This window comes from Escherichia sp. MOD1-EC5189 (assembly GCF_002966045.1).
GTDB classification, from domain to species: Bacteria; Pseudomonadota; Gammaproteobacteria; order Enterobacterales; family Enterobacteriaceae; genus Escherichia; species Escherichia coli_F.
Map to the genome: position 1 here is coordinate 13,295 of NZ_PTRX01000008.1, position 17,183 is coordinate 30,477.

Annotated in this window: 20 protein-coding genes; 16 read left to right on the top strand and 4 right to left on the bottom strand. The window is 50.7% G+C overall.

Features of this window, described 5'->3' with window-relative positions:
* Positions 1-77: 77 nt before the first annotated feature.
* Entirely contained in the window at positions 78-815 is a 738-nt protein-coding gene (trmN, locus tag ATB02_RS08950) for a tRNA(1)(Val) (adenine(37)-N(6))-methyltransferase TrmN (protein ID WP_105271435.1), read from the top strand.
* Here the strand turns inward: trmN and nadB are convergent.
* On the bottom strand, positions 800-2,422 hold the full coding sequence (gene nadB, locus ATB02_RS08955) for an L-aspartate oxidase (RefSeq protein WP_105271493.1): 1,623 nt from the start codon (positions 2,420-2,422) through the stop codon (positions 800-802). The two genes, trmN and nadB, sit on opposite strands and share 16 nt — an antisense overlap.
* Positions 2,423-2,676: 254 nt before the next feature.
* Between nadB and rseD the strand changes: the two genes are divergently transcribed.
* From rseD to shoB, 13 genes are all read left to right on the top strand, one after another.
* Positions 2,677-2,832 (top strand): rpoE leader peptide RseD, encoded by a 156-nt coding sequence (gene rseD, locus ATB02_RS26075; RefSeq protein ID WP_001303621.1) that lies wholly within the window; start codon positions 2,677-2,679, stop codon positions 2,830-2,832.
* A complete protein-coding gene (gene rpoE / locus ATB02_RS08960; RefSeq protein ID WP_001295364.1) occupies positions 2,829-3,404 on the top strand; it encodes an RNA polymerase sigma factor RpoE in 576 nt (191 codons plus the stop codon). The genes rseD and rpoE overlap by 4 nt, the downstream gene beginning before the upstream one ends.
* 32 nt (positions 3,405-3,436) lie before the next feature.
* Positions 3,437-4,087 carry an anti-sigma-E factor RseA gene (rseA, locus tag ATB02_RS08965; protein ID WP_001168459.1) on the top strand — a complete coding sequence of 217 codons (651 nt, stop codon included), beginning with the start codon at positions 3,437-3,439 and terminating at the stop codon, positions 4,085-4,087.
* Positions 4,087-5,043: a sigma-E factor regulatory protein RseB gene (gene rseB / locus ATB02_RS08970; RefSeq protein ID WP_000812053.1), complete on the top strand. Its 957-nt coding sequence runs from the start codon at positions 4,087-4,089 to the stop codon at positions 5,041-5,043. The genes rseA and rseB overlap by 1 nt, the downstream gene beginning before the upstream one ends.
* Entirely contained in the window at positions 5,040-5,519 is a 480-nt protein-coding gene (gene rseC, locus ATB02_RS08975; protein WP_000589076.1) for a SoxR-reducing system protein RseC, read from the top strand. The genes rseB and rseC overlap by 4 nt, the downstream gene beginning before the upstream one ends.
* Positions 5,520-5,716: 197 nt before the next feature.
* Entirely contained in the window at positions 5,717-7,516 is a 1,800-nt protein-coding gene (lepA, locus tag ATB02_RS08980) for a translation elongation factor 4 (RefSeq protein ID WP_000790168.1), read from the top strand.
* Between the two features lie 15 nt (positions 7,517-7,531).
* The gene (gene lepB / locus ATB02_RS08985; protein ID WP_000002542.1) at positions 7,532-8,506 is read left to right on the top strand and encodes a signal peptidase I; all 975 of its coding nucleotides are present in this window, start codon (positions 7,532-7,534) and stop codon (positions 8,504-8,506) included.
* Positions 8,507-8,778: 272 nt separating this feature from the next.
* Positions 8,779-9,459 (top strand): ribonuclease III, encoded by a 681-nt coding sequence (rnc, locus tag ATB02_RS08995; protein WP_001068343.1) that lies wholly within the window; start codon positions 8,779-8,781, stop codon positions 9,457-9,459.
* Entirely contained in the window at positions 9,456-10,361 is a 906-nt protein-coding gene (gene era, locus ATB02_RS09000) for a GTPase Era (RefSeq protein WP_000063883.1), read from the top strand. The genes rnc and era overlap by 4 nt, the downstream gene beginning before the upstream one ends.
* A gap of 131 nt (positions 10,362-10,492) precedes the next feature.
* A complete protein-coding gene (recO, locus tag ATB02_RS09005; protein WP_000399393.1) occupies positions 10,493-11,221 on the top strand; it encodes a DNA repair protein RecO in 729 nt (242 codons plus the stop codon).
* Between the two features lie 11 nt (positions 11,222-11,232).
* Positions 11,233-11,964, top strand: coding sequence for a pyridoxine 5'-phosphate synthase (gene pdxJ / locus ATB02_RS09010; protein ID WP_105271436.1), 732 nt, complete (start codon positions 11,233-11,235; stop codon positions 11,962-11,964).
* Complete coding sequence (gene acpS / locus ATB02_RS09015) at positions 11,964-12,344, top strand: holo-ACP synthase (protein WP_000986038.1); 381 nt, start codon at positions 11,964-11,966, stop codon at positions 12,342-12,344. Before pdxJ ends, acpS begins: the two co-directional genes overlap by 1 nt.
* Before the next feature lie 419 nt (positions 12,345-12,763).
* On the top strand, positions 12,764-12,844 hold the full coding sequence (shoB, locus tag ATB02_RS09025; RefSeq protein WP_000128779.1) for a type I toxin-antitoxin system toxin ShoB: 81 nt from the start codon (positions 12,764-12,766) through the stop codon (positions 12,842-12,844).
* A 193-nt stretch (positions 12,845-13,037) separates the two neighbouring features.
* Here shoB and yfhL read toward each other — a convergent pair whose 3' ends face one another.
* Both yfhL and ATB02_RS09035 read right to left on the bottom strand, forming a co-directional pair.
* Entirely contained in the window at positions 13,038-13,298 is a 261-nt protein-coding gene (gene yfhL / locus ATB02_RS09030; protein WP_001196297.1) for a 4Fe-4S dicluster ferredoxin YfhL, read from the bottom strand.
* A 55-nt stretch (positions 13,299-13,353) separates the two neighbouring features.
* Entirely contained in the window at positions 13,354-14,202 is an 849-nt protein-coding gene (locus ATB02_RS09035) for a MurR/RpiR family transcriptional regulator (protein WP_103253356.1), read from the bottom strand.
* A 208-nt stretch (positions 14,203-14,410) separates the two neighbouring features.
* Here ATB02_RS09035 and yfhb point away from each other — a divergent pair, with 208 nt between their 5' ends.
* A complete protein-coding gene (gene yfhb, locus ATB02_RS09040) occupies positions 14,411-15,046 on the top strand; it encodes a phosphatidylglycerophosphatase C (protein ID WP_105271437.1) in 636 nt (211 codons plus the stop codon).
* A gap of 57 nt (positions 15,047-15,103) precedes the next feature.
* A complete protein-coding gene (tadA, locus tag ATB02_RS09045) occupies positions 15,104-15,607 on the top strand; it encodes a tRNA adenosine(34) deaminase TadA (protein WP_001301544.1) in 504 nt (167 codons plus the stop codon).
* Here tadA and mltF read toward each other — a convergent pair.
* A complete protein-coding gene (gene mltF, locus ATB02_RS09050) occupies positions 15,604-17,160 on the bottom strand; it encodes a membrane-bound lytic murein transglycosylase MltF (protein WP_105271438.1) in 1,557 nt (518 codons plus the stop codon). The two genes, tadA and mltF, sit on opposite strands and share 4 nt — an antisense overlap.
* Positions 17,161-17,183 lie beyond the last annotated feature (23 nt).

Consider the following 17,183-nt stretch of genomic DNA (forward strand, 5'->3'; position numbering starts at 1 on the left):
TGTTTGTATGGATATCGCTTCTCGGGTATTGTTCTCACCCGGTGCTATCGCCGTTTTTCCTGCAAGGTTTTATTTTCATGTCACAGTCTACATCCGTGCTTCGTCGTAATGGATTTACTTTTAAACAGTTTTTTGTTGCTCACGATCGCTGTGCGATGAAAGTGGGAACGGATGGCATTTTGCTGGGCGCATGGGCACCGGTGGCTGGGGTAAAACGTTGCCTTGATATCGGCGCGGGTAGCGGGTTGCTGGCATTAATGCTGGCGCAGCGAACCGATGACAGCGTGATGATTGATGCCGTTGAACTGGAAAGTGAAGCTGCGACTCAGGCGCAGGAAAATATCAACCAGTCCCCGTGGGCAGAGCGGATTAATGTCTATCCGGCGGATATTCAGCAGTGGATCACACAGCAGACAGCACGCTTTGATTTAATCATCAGTAACCCGCCTTATTATCAGCAGGGCGTTGAGTGCGCTACGCCGCAGAGGGAACAGGCACGCTATACCACTACGCTTGATCATCAATCGTTGCTAACCTGCGCGGCGGAGTGCATTACTGAAGAGGGATTTTTTTGCGTGGTGTTGCCAGAGCAGATTGGTAATGGTTTTACTGAGCTGGCATTAAGAATGGGCTGGCATTTACGTTTACGGACGGATGTGGCGGAAAACGAAACGCGACAGCCGCATCGGGTGCTGCTGGCATTCTCCCCACAGACGGGAGAATGCTATAGCGATCGCTTAGTGATTCGTGGGCCAGACCAGAGCTATTCCGAAGCGTACACTGCGCTGACCCAGGCTTTTTATCTGTTTATGTAATGATTGCTGGGGGAAAGGATCGATGGACCGGAATGCGTGAGTAGCTGTGGGTAATCCAGCGTAAAATGCAGGCCACGGCTCTCTTTGCGCATCATCGCACAGCGAACAATCAACTCGGCAACCTGTACCAGATTACGCAGCTCCAGCAAATTATTTGAGACGCGGAAATGGGCGTAATATTCGTCTATTTCTTGTTGGAGCATGGTTATCCGCCGCAGGGCGCGTTCCAGGCGCTTCGTTGTGCGCACAATGCCAACGTAATCCCACATAAACAGACGTAACTCGTGCCAGTTATGTTGAATCACCACCAGCTCGTCTGGGTTCTCAACGCGGCTTTCATCCCATGGCGGTAACGTACTGACGTCGTGGGCATAAGGCATACGCCTGGTAATATCCTCCGCCGCCGACCAGCCGTAAACCAGACACTCCAGTAATGAATTTGAGGCCATGCGGTTAGCGCCGTGTAAGCCGGTATAACTCACTTCGCCAATGGCGTACAAACCTTCGACGTCCGTACGCCCATGATCATCAACCATTACACCACCGCAGGTATAATGTGCAGCAGGCACAATCGGCACAGGGTCTTTCGTGAGATCTATCCCCAGCCCGAGCAACTTTTCATAGATCATCGGGAAATGCTGGCGAATAAAATCGGCAGGCTTATGGCTGATGTCGAGATACATACAATCCGCACCGAGGCGTTTCATTTCATGATCAATAGCGCGGGCGACAATATCGCGCGGGGCCAGTTCGCCGCGCTCATCGAAATCGGGCATAAAACGCGTGCCATCCGGGCGCTTGAGATAAGCACCTTCGCCGCGCAGTGCTTCCGTTAACAGGAAATTTCGTGCCTGTGGGTGATAGAGCGCGGTAGGGTGAAACTGATTAAATTCGAGATTGGCGACCCGGCAGCCCGCGCGCCACGCCATAGCAATGCCATCGCCAGAAGAAATATCCGGATTGGTGGTGTACTGATAAACCTTCGACGCACCGCCGGTTGCCAGCACAACCACTTTTGCGTGGCAGGTTTCCACCGTTTCTTTATTTCGGTTCCATACCCACGCGCCTACAACTCGTCGCGTGCCCGGCAGGCCAATTTTGTCAGAGACAATCAGATCAACCGCGTTGCTGCGCTCCAGCACGCGAATATTCGGATGGTTCTGCGCCTTGCTCACTAGTGTGGTTTCTACTTCTTTACCGGTGGCGTCCGCAGCATGAAGAATTCGTCGGTGACTATGTCCACCTTCACGGGTCAAATGGTAACTTTCTTCGCCATTCGATTGAACGTGGGTATCAAACAACACCCCCTGGTCGATTAACCATTGCACACAGGAACGCGCATTGCTGGCGACAAATTCAACTGCATGGCGATCACAAATACCAGCACCGGCTATCATTGTGTCTTCCACATGCGAATCAATGCTGTCAGTTTCATCAAACACGGCGGCAATTCCGCCCTGGGCATAAAATGTTGAACCTTCCGTGACTGGGCCTTTACTTAGAACGATGACATGATGCCGATCAGCCAGACGTAGCGCCAGTGAAAGCCCGGCTGCGCCGCTACCGATAATCAACACGTCACATGAATGTTCAGGGAGAGTATTCATTTTTTTGTTTAATTTACTAAACACGGTTTGGTCAGCATAGCATCATGTTGTGCGATTAAACACCTGCTATTTTAATTTTTGTTACAGAGGCTAAACAGACCGAATCACGGCGACGAGAAAACGAGAAGTTACTGGCTGGCGAAGGATTAGGTGGTGAAATAAAAAGGCCGTTGGGTTACTCTTCAGGCAGTTAAATGGGCATTTCTACACAGATAATGCGATGTTCAGATTCTGTAGACTTATAATGATAGATAATGATCCGTCTACAGCATGACAAACAAAAACAGATGCGTTACGGAACTTTACAAAAACGAGACACTCTAACCCTTTGCTTGCTCAAATTGCAGCTAATGGAGTGGCGTTTCGATAGCGCGTGGAAATTTGGTTTGGGGAGACTTTACCTCGGATGAGCGAGCAGTTAACGGACCAGGTCCTGGTTGAACGGGTCCAGAAGGGAGATCAGAAAGCCTTTAACTTACTGGTAGTGCGCTATCAGCATAAAGTGGCGAGTCTGGTTTCCCGCTATGTGCCGTCGGGTGATGTTCCCGATGTGGTACAAGAAGCTTTTATTAAAGCCTATCGTGCGCTGGATTCGTTCCGGGGAGATAGCGCTTTTTATACATGGCTGTATCGGATTGCTGTAAATACAGCGAAAAATTACCTGGTTGCTCAGGGACGCCGTCCACCTTCCAGTGATGTGGATGCCATTGAAGCTGAAAACTTCGAAAGTGGCGGCGCGTTGAAAGAAATTTCGAACCCTGAGAACTTAATGTTGTCAGAAGAACTGAGACAGATAGTTTTCCGAACTATTGAGTCCCTCCCGGAAGATTTACGCATGGCAATAACCTTGCGGGAGCTGGATGGCCTGAGCTATGAAGAGATAGCCGCTATCATGGATTGTCCGGTAGGTACGGTGCGTTCACGTATCTTCCGAGCGAGGGAAGCTATTGATAACAAAGTTCAACCGCTTATCAGGCGTTGACGATAGCGGGATACTGGATAAGGGTATTAGGCATGCAGAAAGAACAACTTTCCGCTTTAATGGATGGCGAAACGCTGGATAGTGAGCTGCTTAACGAACTGGCTCATAACCCAGAAATGCAGAAAACCTGGGAAAGCTATCACTTAATCCGTGACTCAATGCGGGGTGATACTCCCGAGGTGCTCCATTTCGATATCTCTTCACGCGTAATGGCCGCCATTGAAGAAGAGCCAGTACGTCAACCGGCGACACTGATCCCAGAGGCCCAGCCTGCGCCGCATCAATGGCAGAAAATGCCATTCTGGCAGAAAGTACGTCCATGGGCTGCACAGCTTACCCAAATGGGCGTAGCAGCATGCGTATCGCTTGCAGTTATCGTTGGCGTCCAGCACTATAATGGGCAATCTGAAACGTCCCAGCAGCCCGAAACGCCAGTATTTAATACACTGCCGATGATGGGTAAAGCCAGCCCGGTTAGCCTGGGAGTACCTTCTGAAGCGACTGCAAACAATGGTCAACAGCAGCAGGTACAGGAGCAGCGTCGTCGCATTAATGCAATGTTGCAGGATTACGAACTGCAACGTCGACTCCACTCTGAACAGCTTCAGTTTGAGCAGGCCCAAACACAGCAAGCCGCTGTACAGGTGCCAGGAATTCAAACTTTAGGAACGCAATCGCAGTAATGAAGCAACTTTGGTTTGCCATGTCATTAGTGACAGGTAGCCTGTTATTCTCTGCTAACGCCTCGGCCACTCCCGCGTCCGGGGCGTTATTACAGCAGATGAACCTGGCCAGTCAGTCACTGAATTACGAGCTGTCATTCATCAGCATCAATAAACAGGGTGTTGAGTCTCTGCGTTATCGACATGCACGCCTCGATAACCGTCCTCTTGCACAATTGTTGCAAATGGATGGCCCGCGCCGGGAAGTGGTACAGCGCGGCAATGAAATCAGCTACTTTGAACCGGGCCTTGAACCGTTCACGCTTAATGGCGATTACATTGTTGATTCTCTGCCATCGCTCATCTATACCGATTTCAAACGCCTTTCTCCTTACTACGATTTTATCTCCGTGGGACGCACGCGTATTGCTGATCGTCTTTGCGAAGTCATTCGCGTGGTGGCCCGTGATGGCACACGCTATAGCTACATCGTGTGGATGGACACCGAATCGAAATTACCGATGCGGGTTGATCTCCTTGATCGCGATGGTGAAACGCTGGAACAATTTCGCGTGATTGCTTTTAACGTTAATCAGGATATCAGCAGCAGTATGCAGACGCTGGCGAAAGCAAATCTGCCGCCGCTGCTTTCTGTTCCTGTAGGTGAAAAAGCTAAATTCAGCTGGACGCCAACCTGGTTGCCACAGGGGTTTAGTGAAGTTTCCAGCAGCCGACGTCCGTTACCGACGATGGACAACATGCCTATCGAATCACGTCTCTATTCCGACGGATTATTCAGTTTCTCGGTAAACGTTAACCGCGCTACGCCATCGAGCACCGATCAGATGTTGCGCACCGGACGCAGAACCGTCAGTACAAGCGTACGTGATAACGCCGAAATCACCATTGTCGGCGAACTGCCGCCACAAACGGCGAAACGCATTGCCGAGAATATTAAGTTTGGGGCAGCGCAATGATCAAAGAGTGGGCTACTGTCGTCTCCTGGCAAAACGGGCAGGCGCTGGTCAGTTGTGATGTTAAAGCCTCATGCAGCAGCTGTGCTTCCCGTGTCGGTTGCGGTAGCCGCGTGCTGAATAAACTTGGCCCACAAACCACGCATACCATTGTCGTACCCTGTGATGAACCATTAGTGCCGGGGCAAAAAGTGGAATTAGGAATCACCGAAGGCAGCCTGCTTAGCTCCGCATTACTGGTTTATATGTCGCCGTTGGTGGGATTATTCCTCATCGCTTCGTTATTTCAGCTACTCTTTGCTTCAGATATTGCAGCATTATGCGGTGCGATTCTCGGCGGCGTTGGTGGATTCCTGATTGCACGCGGCTACTCGCGAAAGTTTGCTGCCCGGGCGGAATGGCAACCGATCATCTTAAGCGTGGCATTGCCGCCAGGCCTTGTGCGATTTGAAACATCTTCGGAAGACGCGAGCCAGTGATTTCACTGGCTTTGTTGCATTTTGCATAACAAATGCGAGGACGTTTCCAGATACCACAATCCATACCGTATGAACATTTCCTCGCCTCAATGTTGTAGTGTAGAATGCGGCGTTTCTATTAATACAGACGTTAAGCTCAGAACAGCGACTTCTAAAAGCCTGGTTAACCGGGCATTAAGGCACAATAATCATACTTTATGAAGAATATACGTAACTTTTCGATCATAGCTCACATTGACCACGGTAAATCGACGCTGTCTGACCGTATTATCCAGATCTGCGGTGGCCTGTCTGACCGTGAAATGGAGGCGCAGGTTCTCGATTCCATGGATCTTGAGCGTGAGCGTGGCATTACCATCAAAGCGCAAAGCGTGACGCTGGATTACAAAGCGTCTGATGGCGAAACCTATCAGCTTAACTTTATCGACACCCCGGGCCACGTAGACTTCTCCTATGAAGTTTCCCGTTCGCTGGCTGCCTGTGAGGGTGCATTGCTGGTGGTCGACGCCGGGCAGGGCGTAGAAGCGCAAACCCTGGCAAACTGCTACACCGCGATGGAAATGGATCTCGAAGTAGTGCCGGTACTGAACAAGATTGACCTGCCGGCAGCTGATCCTGAACGCGTAGCAGAAGAAATTGAAGATATCGTTGGTATCGACGCCACCGACGCAGTGCGCTGCTCAGCGAAAACCGGCGTTGGTGTGCAGGACGTTCTCGAACGTCTGGTGCGCGATATTCCGCCGCCGGAAGGCGATCCGGAAGGCCCGTTACAGGCGCTAATTATCGACTCCTGGTTCGACAACTACCTGGGCGTTGTTTCACTTATCCGTATTAAAAACGGCACCCTGCGTAAGGGCGACAAAGTGAAAGTCATGAGTACCGGGCAGACCTATAACGCCGACCGTCTGGGTATTTTCACGCCGAAGCAGGTTGACCGCACTGAACTGAAATGCGGTGAAGTTGGCTGGTTGGTATGTGCGATCAAAGATATCCACGGTGCACCGGTAGGTGATACCTTAACATTGGCGCGTAATCCGGCAGAAAAGGCGCTGCCTGGCTTTAAGAAAGTCAAACCGCAGGTTTACGCAGGCTTGTTCCCGGTAAGCTCTGACGACTATGAAGCCTTCCGTGACGCGCTGGGCAAACTCAGCCTGAATGATGCCTCATTGTTCTATGAGCCGGAAAGCTCCAGCGCGTTGGGCTTTGGTTTCCGCTGCGGCTTCCTCGGCCTGCTGCACATGGAGATCATTCAGGAACGTCTGGAACGTGAATACGATCTGGATCTGATCACCACTGCGCCGACCGTAGTGTATGAAGTTGAAACCACGTCAAGAGAAGTTATTTACGTCGACAGCCCATCGAAGCTGCCAGCGGTAAATAACATCTACGAACTGCGCGAGCCGATTGCAGAGTGTCACATGCTATTGCCGCAGGCATATCTCGGTAACGTTATTACGCTGTGCGTAGAAAAACGTGGCGTACAAACCAACATGGTTTACCACGGTAACCAGGTGGCGTTGACTTACGAGATCCCGATGGCGGAAGTGGTGCTCGACTTCTTCGATCGCCTGAAATCTACCTCTCGTGGTTATGCGTCTCTGGATTACAACTTCAAACGCTTCCAGGCGTCCGACATGGTACGTGTAGACGTATTAATCAACGGTGAACGTGTTGATGCGCTGGCGCTGATCACCCACCGTGATAATTCGCAAAACCGTGGTCGCGAGCTGGTGGAAAAGATGAAAGATCTGATCCCGCGCCAGCAGTTTGATATCGCCATTCAGGCAGCGATTGGTACGCACATCATTGCGCGCTCCACCGTGAAACAGCTGCGTAAAAACGTACTGGCTAAATGTTATGGTGGCGATATCAGCCGTAAGAAAAAGCTGCTGCAGAAGCAGAAAGAAGGTAAGAAACGCATGAAGCAGATCGGTAACGTCGAGCTGCCGCAGGAAGCGTTCCTCGCCATTCTGCACGTCGGCAAAGACAACAAATAACCCTTAGGAGTTGGCATGGCGAATATGTTTGCCCTGATTCTGGTGATTGCCACACTGGTGACGGGCATTTTATGGTGCGTGGATAAATTCTTTTTCGCACCTAAGCGACGGGAACGTCAGGCAGCGGCTCAAGCGGCTGCCGGTGACTCACTGGATAAAGCAACGCTGAAAAAAGTTGCGCCGAAGCCAGGTTGGCTGGAAACCGGGGCTTCTGTTTTTCCGGTGCTGGCTATTGTATTGATTGTGCGTTCGTTTATTTATGAACCGTTCCAGATCCCGTCAGGTTCGATGATGCCGACTCTGTTAATCGGTGACTTTATTCTGGTAGAAAAGTTTGCTTACGGCATTAAAGATCCTATCTACCAGAAAACGCTGATCGAAACCGGTCATCCGAAACGTGGCGATATCGTGGTCTTTAAATACCCGGAAGATCCAAAGCTTGATTACATCAAGCGTGCGGTGGGTTTACCGGGCGATAAAGTCACTTACGATCCGGTTTCAAAAGAGCTGACGATTCAGCCGGGATGCAGTTCCGGTCAGGCGTGTGAAAACGCGCTGCCGGTCACCTACTCAAACGTGGAACCCAGCGATTTCGTTCAGACCTTCTCGCGCCGTAATGGTGGGGAAGCAACCAGCGGATTCTTTGAAGTGCCGAAAAACGAAACCAAAGAAAATGGAATTCGTCTTTCCGAGCGTAAAGAGACTCTGGGTGATGTGACGCACCGTATTTTGACAGTGCCGATTGCCCAGGATCAGGTAGGGATGTATTACCAGCAGCCAGGGCAACAATTGGCAACCTGGATTGTTCCACCGGGCCAATACTTCATGATGGGTGACAACCGTGACAACAGCGCGGACAGCCGTTACTGGGGCTTTGTGCCGGAAGCGAATCTGGTAGGTCGGGCAACGGCTATCTGGATGAGTTTCGATAAGCAAGAAGGCGAATGGCCGACTGGTGTGCGCTTAAGTCGTATTGGCGGCATCCATTAATAGCTTATCTTCGTTCACGTTGTCGCCGTTATGGCGACAACGTGAATTATTTATGAGATAAATCCCCCGTGGCTAACGACATCCCCCGTCGTTGTGTATAGAATATTCCCCCGAAGTTTAAGGTTGGCACCTCCAGGTTGCCACGGCACACGAAACAGCGTTGGTCCCCATATACCGGTAAACTGAAACTGCAGCGAAGCAGTTAGCAGAGCCATGTATATCAGGTCTGTTTCGTGTGCTGAATTGTTGACGCATTTATTTATTGGTATCGCATGAACCCCATCGTAATTAATCGGCTTCAAAGGAAGCTGGGCTACACTTTTAATCATCAGGAACTGTTGCAGCAGGCATTAACCCATCGTAGTGCCAGCAGCAAACATAACGAGCGTTTAGAATTTTTAGGCGACTCTATTCTGAGCTACGTTATCGCCAATGCGCTTTATCACCGTTTCCCTCGCGTGGATGAAGGCGATATGAGCCGGATGCGCGCCACGCTGGTCCGTGGCAATACGCTGGCTGAACTGGCGCGCGAATTTGAGTTAGGTGAGTGCTTACGTTTAGGGCCAGGTGAACTTAAAAGCGGTGGATTTCGTCGTGAGTCAATTCTCGCCGACACCGTCGAAGCATTAATTGGTGGCGTATTCCTCGACAGTGACATTCAAACCGTCGAGAAATTAATCCTTAACTGGTATCAAACCCGTCTGGACGAAATTAGCCCAGGCGATAAACAAAAAGATCCGAAAACGCGCTTGCAAGAATATTTGCAGGGTCGCCATCTGCCGCTGCCGACTTATCTGGTAGTTCAGGTACGTGGCGAAGCGCACGATCAGGAATTTACTATCCACTGCCAGGTCAGCGGCCTGAGTGAACCGGTGGTTGGCACAGGTTCAAGCCGTCGTAAGGCTGAGCAGGCTGCCGCCGAACAGGCGTTGAAAAAACTGGAGCTGGAATGAGCAACGATAAAAGTTACTGCGGATTTATTGCTATCGTCGGACGTCCGAACGTTGGCAAATCCACATTGTTGAATAAATTGTTGGGGCAGAAAATCTCCATCACCTCCCGCAAGGCGCAGACAACTCGTCACCGCATTGTGGGGATCCATACTGAAGGCGCGTATCAGGCGATCTACGTCGATACCCCAGGCCTGCATATGGAAGAAAAACGCGCCATTAACCGCCTGATGAACAAAGCGGCGAGCAGTTCCATTGGCGACGTTGAGCTGGTGATTTTTGTCGTTGAAGGCACCCGCTGGACGCCGGACGATGAAATGGTGCTCAACAAACTGCGCGATGGCAAAGCGCCGGTAATCCTCGCGGTGAACAAAGTGGATAACGTGCAGGAAAAAGCCGATCTGCTGCCGCATTTACAGTTCCTGGCAAGCCAGATGAACTTCCTCGATATCGTGCCGATCTCTGCCGAAACCGGGCTGAATGTCGACACTATCGCGGCAATCGTGCGTAAGCATCTGCCTGAAGCTACCCATCACTTCCCGGAAGATTACATCACCGATCGCTCACAGCGTTTTATGGCGTCTGAAATCATCCGCGAAAAACTGATGCGTTTCCTCGGCGCTGAACTGCCGTACTCCGTGACCGTGGAGATCGAACGTTTCGTCTCTAACGAACGCGGTGGTTATGACATCAACGGTTTGATTCTCGTTGAGCGTGAAGGGCAGAAGAAGATGGTTATTGGCAACAAAGGGGCCAAGATCAAAACCATCGGGATTGAAGCGCGTAAAGACATGCAGGAAATGTTCGAAGCGCCTGTTCACCTTGAGCTGTGGGTAAAAGTGAAATCCGGTTGGGCCGACGACGAACGCGCACTGCGCAGTCTCGGTTACGTTGACGATCTTTAATTAGCATACTCTATGACTTTCGAGGTGCAGGAAGGCGGCAAGACCGTGAATCCCTGGGAGCTTACTAAAGTAAGTGACCAGGGTGAACGGGTGCAGCCAAGGCACCTGCAACTTGAAAGGCGACGAGTATGATGGAAGGCTGGCAGCGCGCATTCGTATTGCATAGTCGCCCGTGGAGCGAAACCAGCCTGATGCTGGACGTCTTCACGGAGGAATCGGGTCGCGTGCGTCTGGTTGCCAAAGGCGCACGCTCTAAACGCTCTACTCTGAAAGGTGCATTACAGCCTTTCACCCCTCTCTTGCTACGTTTTGGCGGGCGTGGCGAAGTCAAAACGCTGCGCAGTGCCGAAGCTGTCTCGCTGGCGCTGCCATTAAGCGGTATCACCCTTTACAGCGGTTTGTACATCAACGAACTTCTTTCCCGCGTGCTGGAATACGAGACGCGCTTCTCTGAACTCTTTTTCGATTACTTGCACTGCATTCAGTCTCTTGCAGGTGCCACTGGTACGCCAGAACCCGCGCTGCGCCGCTTTGAACTGGCACTGCTCGGTCATCTGGGTTATGGCGTCAATTTTACCCATTGTGCGGGTAGCGGCGAGCCGGTAGATGACACCATGACGTATCGTTATCGCGAAGAAAAAGGGTTTATCGCAAGCGTCGTTATCGACAATAAAACGTTCACTGGAAGGCAGTTAAAAGCGTTAAACGCGCGGGAATTTCCTGACGCAGACACACTACGCGCCGCGAAACGCTTTACCCGCATGGCGCTTAAGCCGTATCTTGGCGGTAAACCATTAAAGAGCAGGGAACTGTTCCGGCAGTTTATGCCTAAGCGAACGGTGAAAACACATTATGAATGATGAGGATTGTCATGGCTGAATTACTGTTAGGCGTCAACATTGACCATATTGCAACGCTGCGTAACGCACGTGGTACTGCTTACCCGGATCCGGTGCAGGCGGCGTTTATTGCTGAGCAGGCGGGGGCGGATGGCATTACCGTGCATCTACGTGAAGATCGTCGCCACATTACCGACCGCGACGTGCGCATCCTGCGTCAGACGCTGGATACCCGCATGAATCTGGAGATGGCGGTGACCGAAGAGATGCTGGGGATCGCCGTTGAAACAAAGCCGCATTTTTGCTGCCTGGTACCTGAAAAGCGCCAGGAAGTAACAACCGAAGGCGGCCTGGACGTCGCTGGACAGCGTGAAAAAATGCGCGATGCCTGCAAACGTCTGGCGGAGGCCGGGATCCTGGTTTCTCTGTTTATCGACGCCGATGAAGAGCAGATCAAAGCCGCGGCAGAGGTTGGCGCACCGTTCATCGAGATCCACACCGGTTGCTATGCTGATGCCAAAACTGACGCCGAACAGGCGCAAGAGCTGGCGCGTATCGCCAAAGCCGCGGCCTTTGCCGCAAGTCTCGGTCTGAAAGTTAACGCTGGTCACGGTCTGACCTATCACAACGTGAAAGCCATTGCCGCCATCCCTGAGATGCATGAACTGAATATCGGTCATGCCATTATTGGTCGTGCAGTGATGACCGGACTGAAAGATGCGGTGGCAGAAATGAAGCGTTTGATGCTGGAAGCGCGTGGCTAATGGCAATATTAGGTTTAGGCACGGATATCGTGGAGATCGCTCGCATAGAAGCGGTGATCGCCCGATCCGGTGAGCGCCTGGCTCGCCGCGTATTAAGCGATAACGAATGGGAAATCTGGAAAACGCACCACCAGCCAGTGCGTTTTCTGGCGAAGCGTTTTGCTGTGAAAGAAGCGGCAGCAAAAGCGTTTGGCACCGGGATCCGCAATGGTCTGGCGTTTAATCAGTTTGAAGTATTCAACGATGAGCTCGGCAAACCACGGTTGCGGCTATGGGGTGAGGCGTTAAAACTGGCGGAAAAACTCGGCGTTGTAAATATGCATGTAACGCTGGCAGATGAGCGCCACTATGCTTGTGCCACGGTAATTATCGAAAGTTAAAATAATATCGTTCTCTTTAAAAAGTAAAACCCCCGAACTGGTAAGGAACGGGGGTTTTACTTTACAACTTTAATTTTGTGCAGCACACGATTCCAACAAAAATGATTATGGATCAATTTAGTTATCCTGTACAAGCAACTTGCAATCTTTAGCATAAAAACTCGAGCCTTTACGAAGAAATCGATATTGATGAAAAGATTAACGTGACCGCTTTTTGATAAGTACATTAGAATCGGCGTCGTTATTGGATATTTTGCTGTGTTCTACGCCATGCCACTGAATTCCCCCATTGAAACGAGTGGTGTCGTCAAAGCTCTGGTGTGGAGTGCGGCACTCGATTCCAATAACTCGCACGTTCAGTTTTGGGGAGATGTAAGGGCTAATCTGAACGGCTGCATTCCTTGTTTAAGGAAAAACGAATGACTGATTGCCGATACCTGATTAAACGGGTCATTAAAGTCGTCATTGCTGTTTTACAGCTGATCCTTCTGTTCTTGTAACACCAGGAAACGTACTTAAGGCGCGTCAGGTTAACCAGCCAGGCGCGCCTTTAATAATTAGACGTAAGTGTCGGCGTATATATTATCGGAATTCATTTAATGAATATATTCATTAATGACATCATGGAAATGAATATGTAACTTTCGCTTTTATACGAGCAAATAAGCAATATCCTGCTCATAGAGCAAAATATTAAATCTTATCCGCGTGGTGCATTAGCACAAATTTATCCCACAACTGTTCTTCCGTCTCGACATGTTGTGGATCCTTCACAATGGTATTGGGGATCGGGCACACCTTCTGGCAGGTGGGCGTCTCGTAGTGGCCTACGCATTCGGTACACTTATCGCTGTTAATCTCGTAGATATGTTCACCCATCGAAATCGCCTCATTCGGGCATTCGGGTTCACACATATCACAATTGATGCATTTTTTAGTGATTAACAGCGCCATAAGGAAACTCTCAAAACAACACAAACCGGGCGGGCATTATACGCGCATTCTTTACTCAAACCAGTTTTTTCACCAGCGCTTCACTATGACGAATACGTTCTGGTGCCAGTTCCAGATCCTGCTGAATCAGCGCAATGAACAGTAAATCCGTTAACATTCCCTGAGCGTGACAAGCAGAGATTGCAGCACTGTTTGTCGCTTGTTCTTCGGCAATGGTATACAGGCAGTGAGAAGCGCGTTGTTGCAGGGCATTGGGAGTAAAGCCGGTAATCGCCAGTACTTTTCCGCCCACTCGCAGCATCTCATCTGCCGCCAGGTTTAACTCGCGTCGTACACCAGTGTAGGAAATGGCTAATAACAGATCGTCAGGGGACGACGCCTGGACTGTGGCGAGTAGCGCATGCATATCGCGCACTGCGGCGGCATTGAAGCCAATCTTCATCAGCTTCCAGGCAAAGTTTTGCGCCACCAGACCCGAAGCGCCAATACCGGTCAGAATTATCCGCCGTGCAGAGCGCAACATTGTTACGCATTCATGCAGTTTCTCTTCACTATTAACGTTTAGCGTTGCGTACATGGCGGCAGTATTTTCTTTAATCAGTTTTTCGCCGACCAGCCGTAACGGATCATCACCACGGATTTGGTTATGAATGGGCACAGAAGGGGATTCCGGCTGGCTTGCCAGCGCTTCACTCAACGCCAACTTCAATGCCGGAAAACCTTTATAGCCGAGTTTTTGCGCGAACTTCACGACGCTGGACTGACTGACTCCGGCTTCGTTGGCCAGTTGCTGAGAGCTTAAATGGCGCGCCGTATCAGGTTGTAGCAGCAGATAATCCGCCAGTTTTTTATCACTCTGGGCAAGCCCCTGGTAACGCTGACGGATACGAAGTAAGCCGTTCATATCTTTCCTCGCGATGAAATTATGGCGACAACAGGCAATATGAAACACACGCGAGTGAATTTTATATTCCATTGCTGCTAATTGCCATGAATTAAAAATTCCAGATAGCCATGATGCAGTCGATTGTTGCCGGAAAAGTGATGATCTATCTGTTAGGCTATGTAGTAGCGAAGATTAATCAGGATGTTTCAGTCCAGAGGAGTATGGTTTGGCAACTCACGAGCGTCGTGTGGTGTTTTTTGACTTAGATGGAACATTGCATCAGCAGGATATGTTCGGCAGTTTTTTGCGTTATTTACTGCGTCGCCAACCGCTGAATGCATTACTTGTCCTGCCGTTGTTGCCGGTCATTGCCATCGCGTTATTGATAAAAGGTCGTGCAGCACGCTGGCCGATGAGTCTGCTTCTTTGGGGATGCACTTTTGGTCACAGTGAAGCGCGCTTACAAGCGTTGCAGGCCGATTTTGTGCACTGGTTTCGCGACAATGTTACCGCTTTTCCGCTGGTTCAGGAGCGTTTGACTACCTACCTGTTAAGTTCCGATGCGGATATTTGGTTGATCACAGGATCTCCGCAGCCGCTGGTTGAAGCGGTTTATTTCGATACGCCCTGGCTGCCGCGGGTTAATCTTATCGCCAGCCAAATTCAGCGTGGCTATGGTGGTTGGATATTGACGATGCGTTGTCTGGGACATGAAAAGGTCGCGCAACTGGAGCGCAAAATTGGCACGCCGCTGCGGCTGTACAGTGGCTATAGCGACAGTAATCAGGACAACCCGCTGCTTTATTTCTGCCAGCATCGTTGGCGGGTAACCCCGCGCGGTGAACTCCAGCAACTGGAATAGAGTAAAGCATAGCGTCCGTGTATAATGCGCCGCGCTTTTATAACCGGAGTTTTCTTTTTGTCTGAAGTCGAATTTAGCCACGAATACTGGATGCGTCATGCAATGACGCTGGCGAAGCGTGCCTGGGATGAGCGGGAAGTACCGGTCGGCGCGGTATTAGTGCATAACAATCGGGTAATCGGCGAAGGCTGGAACCGTCCGATTGGTCGACATGATCCCACCGCACATGCAGAAATCATGGCTCTGCGGCAGGGCGGTCTGGTGATGCAAAATTATCGTCTGATCGACGCCACGTTGTATGTCACGCTTGAACCCTGTGTAATGTGTGCCGGAGCAATGATCCACAGTCGCATTGGTCGCGTGGTCTTTGGTGCGCGTGACGCGAAAACGGGCGCTGCGGGATCTTTAATGGATGTGCTGCACCATCCGGGTATGAATCACCGAGTGGAAATTACAGAAGGAATACTGGCGGATGAGTGCGCGGCGTTGCTCAGTGACTTCTTTCGCATGCGCCGACAGGAAATTAAAGCGCAGAAAAAAGCGCAATCCTCGACGGATTAATTTTGTTTCTCTTCACTCCCTTTCCTCGAAAACAGCAGAGAGGGAGAGTGGGTCAAATAGTTTGATGACGACTGGGAAAGAAACGAGAGAAAAGGAAATTTCTCTTTGCCCAGCTCCGTTGGCGATACTGCCGGATAATCCTGCGCCAGTTGTATCGCCGCTTCTGTAGCCTGCTTCTCTTTCTCTTGCAGATACCCCACCAGGCTAATCTGATACTTACGAATATTTTCGACATAAGCGTAGGCTTCATGCCCACGTGCGTAGCCGTAAGTCAGCTTGCTGTAATAGGGTTTCTGGCTAAGTAAAGGCAGGCGCTGTTTCACGTCAGCCCAACTGTCAGGATTACCTTTAGTTTTTGCCGTCAGGGCGCGGGCATCCAGCATATGCGCATAGCCCATATTGTACGCGGCGAGGGCAAACCAGATCCGTTCGTTCTCCGGCACACTTTCCGGCACTTTACTCATCATATCCTGCAAATAACGCACACCGCCGCTGATGCTCTGTTCGGCATCGGTACGATCCGTAATGCCGAGGCTTTGCGCGGTATTTTTGGTTAACATCATCATGCCGCGCACGCCCGTCGGTGAAGTGGCCTGTGCATCCCAGTGCGATTCCTGATAAGCAATAGCGGCCAGCAAACGCCAGTCAATTTCTTCGGCGTACTTCTCAAACAGCGGTTTCAACTGCGGCAGTACGGTATCGACGGCGCGTAAAAACGTGCGCGTATCGACGTAATCAAAATCATCGCCATGCCCCAGGTATTTCTCTTCAATGCGTGCCAGCGTGCCGTCTTCATTCATTTCGTTGAAGAAGTCGAGCAGAGCGGCAGAAAGGGTATTATCGCCATCTAACGGGCTAAACCATGTCACCGGCTGTTCGTCGGTGATATCAAGCGCTACAGCGAGTTCCGGGTGAACGCGCTGAAACAGGCTGATGGCGACAGAATCAGCAATGGTGTAATCGAGTTTTCCTTCGATGACATCTTCCATTAGTTCTGCTGAGCCTTTTTTGTCGTCTACCTTCCAGCTTAATTCCGGGAATTTTGTTTCTTTCAGGGTCTGGAGATCGTTAACCACCACATGGCCTGGTGCGATGGTAAGTTGCTCCGCTGTCAGATTGCCCAGCGTACGCGGGCGATACTGACCCACTTTATAAACCAGTTGTTGTGACACGGAATAGTAGGTAGGGCCAGGCTGATAGTTTTTTACCCGCTCACTGTTATAAACCAGTCCTGCAGCCAGCAGATCGGCGTTGCCGTTATCGAGGTCGTCAAACAGCTGGCTGATATTCTGCCGCACGGTCACTTTCAGTTTTACGCCGAGGTACTCGGCAAACTGTTTCGCCAGTTCGTAATCCAGGCCAAAAGGTTTCCCGTTGATTTCGTTATAAGTCAGTGGGGTATGAATAGTGCTCACACGCAACTCTCCCCGCGCTTGAATGGCGGCGATACGGTTGTCGGCTTTACCAAACCAGGGAATGGATGGCCAGAGAGCGACCGCGAGCAGCAGTGCCAGAATGCCGATGAACAGATAATTAATCTTTAATTTTTTCAATTAGTTAATTCTCTGTGTCGTGC

Excerpts from the sequence above, each read along its gene's own strand:
- rseB (WP_000812053.1), top strand. The coding sequence starts at position 4,087 with ATGAAGCAACTTTGGTTTGCCATGTCATTAGTGACAGGTAGCCTGTTA.
- era (WP_000063883.1), top strand. The coding sequence starts at position 9,456 with ATGAGCAACGATAAAAGTTACTGCGGATTTATTGCTATCGTCGGACGT.
- recO (WP_000399393.1), top strand. The coding sequence starts at position 10,493 with ATGGAAGGCTGGCAGCGCGCATTCGTATTGCATAGTCGCCCGTGGAGC.
- lepB (WP_000002542.1), top strand. The coding sequence starts at position 7,532 with ATGGCGAATATGTTTGCCCTGATTCTGGTGATTGCCACACTGGTGACG.
- shoB (WP_000128779.1), top strand. The coding sequence starts at position 12,764 with ATGACTGATTGCCGATACCTGATTAAACGGGTCATTAAAGTCGTCATT.
- lepA (WP_000790168.1), top strand. The coding sequence starts at position 5,717 with ATGAAGAATATACGTAACTTTTCGATCATAGCTCACATTGACCACGGT.
- yfhL (WP_001196297.1), bottom strand. The coding sequence starts at position 13,298 with ATGGCGCTGTTAATCACTAAAAAATGCATCAATTGTGATATGTGTGAA.
- acpS (WP_000986038.1), top strand. The coding sequence starts at position 11,964 with ATGGCAATATTAGGTTTAGGCACGGATATCGTGGAGATCGCTCGCATA.
- nadB (WP_105271493.1), bottom strand. The coding sequence starts at position 2,422 with ATGAATACTCTCCCTGAACATTCATGTGACGTGTTGATTATCGGTAGC.
- rpoE (WP_001295364.1), top strand. The coding sequence starts at position 2,829 with ATGAGCGAGCAGTTAACGGACCAGGTCCTGGTTGAACGGGTCCAGAAG.
- rseD (WP_001303621.1), top strand. The coding sequence starts at position 2,677 with ATGATCCGTCTACAGCATGACAAACAAAAACAGATGCGTTACGGAACT.
- rseC (WP_000589076.1), top strand. The coding sequence starts at position 5,040 with ATGATCAAAGAGTGGGCTACTGTCGTCTCCTGGCAAAACGGGCAGGCG.
- pdxJ (WP_105271436.1), top strand. The coding sequence starts at position 11,233 with ATGGCTGAATTACTGTTAGGCGTCAACATTGACCATATTGCAACGCTG.
- rseA (WP_001168459.1), top strand. The coding sequence starts at position 3,437 with ATGCAGAAAGAACAACTTTCCGCTTTAATGGATGGCGAAACGCTGGAT.
- ATB02_RS09035 (WP_103253356.1), bottom strand. The coding sequence starts at position 14,202 with ATGAACGGCTTACTTCGTATCCGTCAGCGTTACCAGGGGCTTGCCCAG.
- trmN (WP_105271435.1), top strand. The coding sequence starts at position 78 with ATGTCACAGTCTACATCCGTGCTTCGTCGTAATGGATTTACTTTTAAA.
- rnc (WP_001068343.1), top strand. The coding sequence starts at position 8,779 with ATGAACCCCATCGTAATTAATCGGCTTCAAAGGAAGCTGGGCTACACT.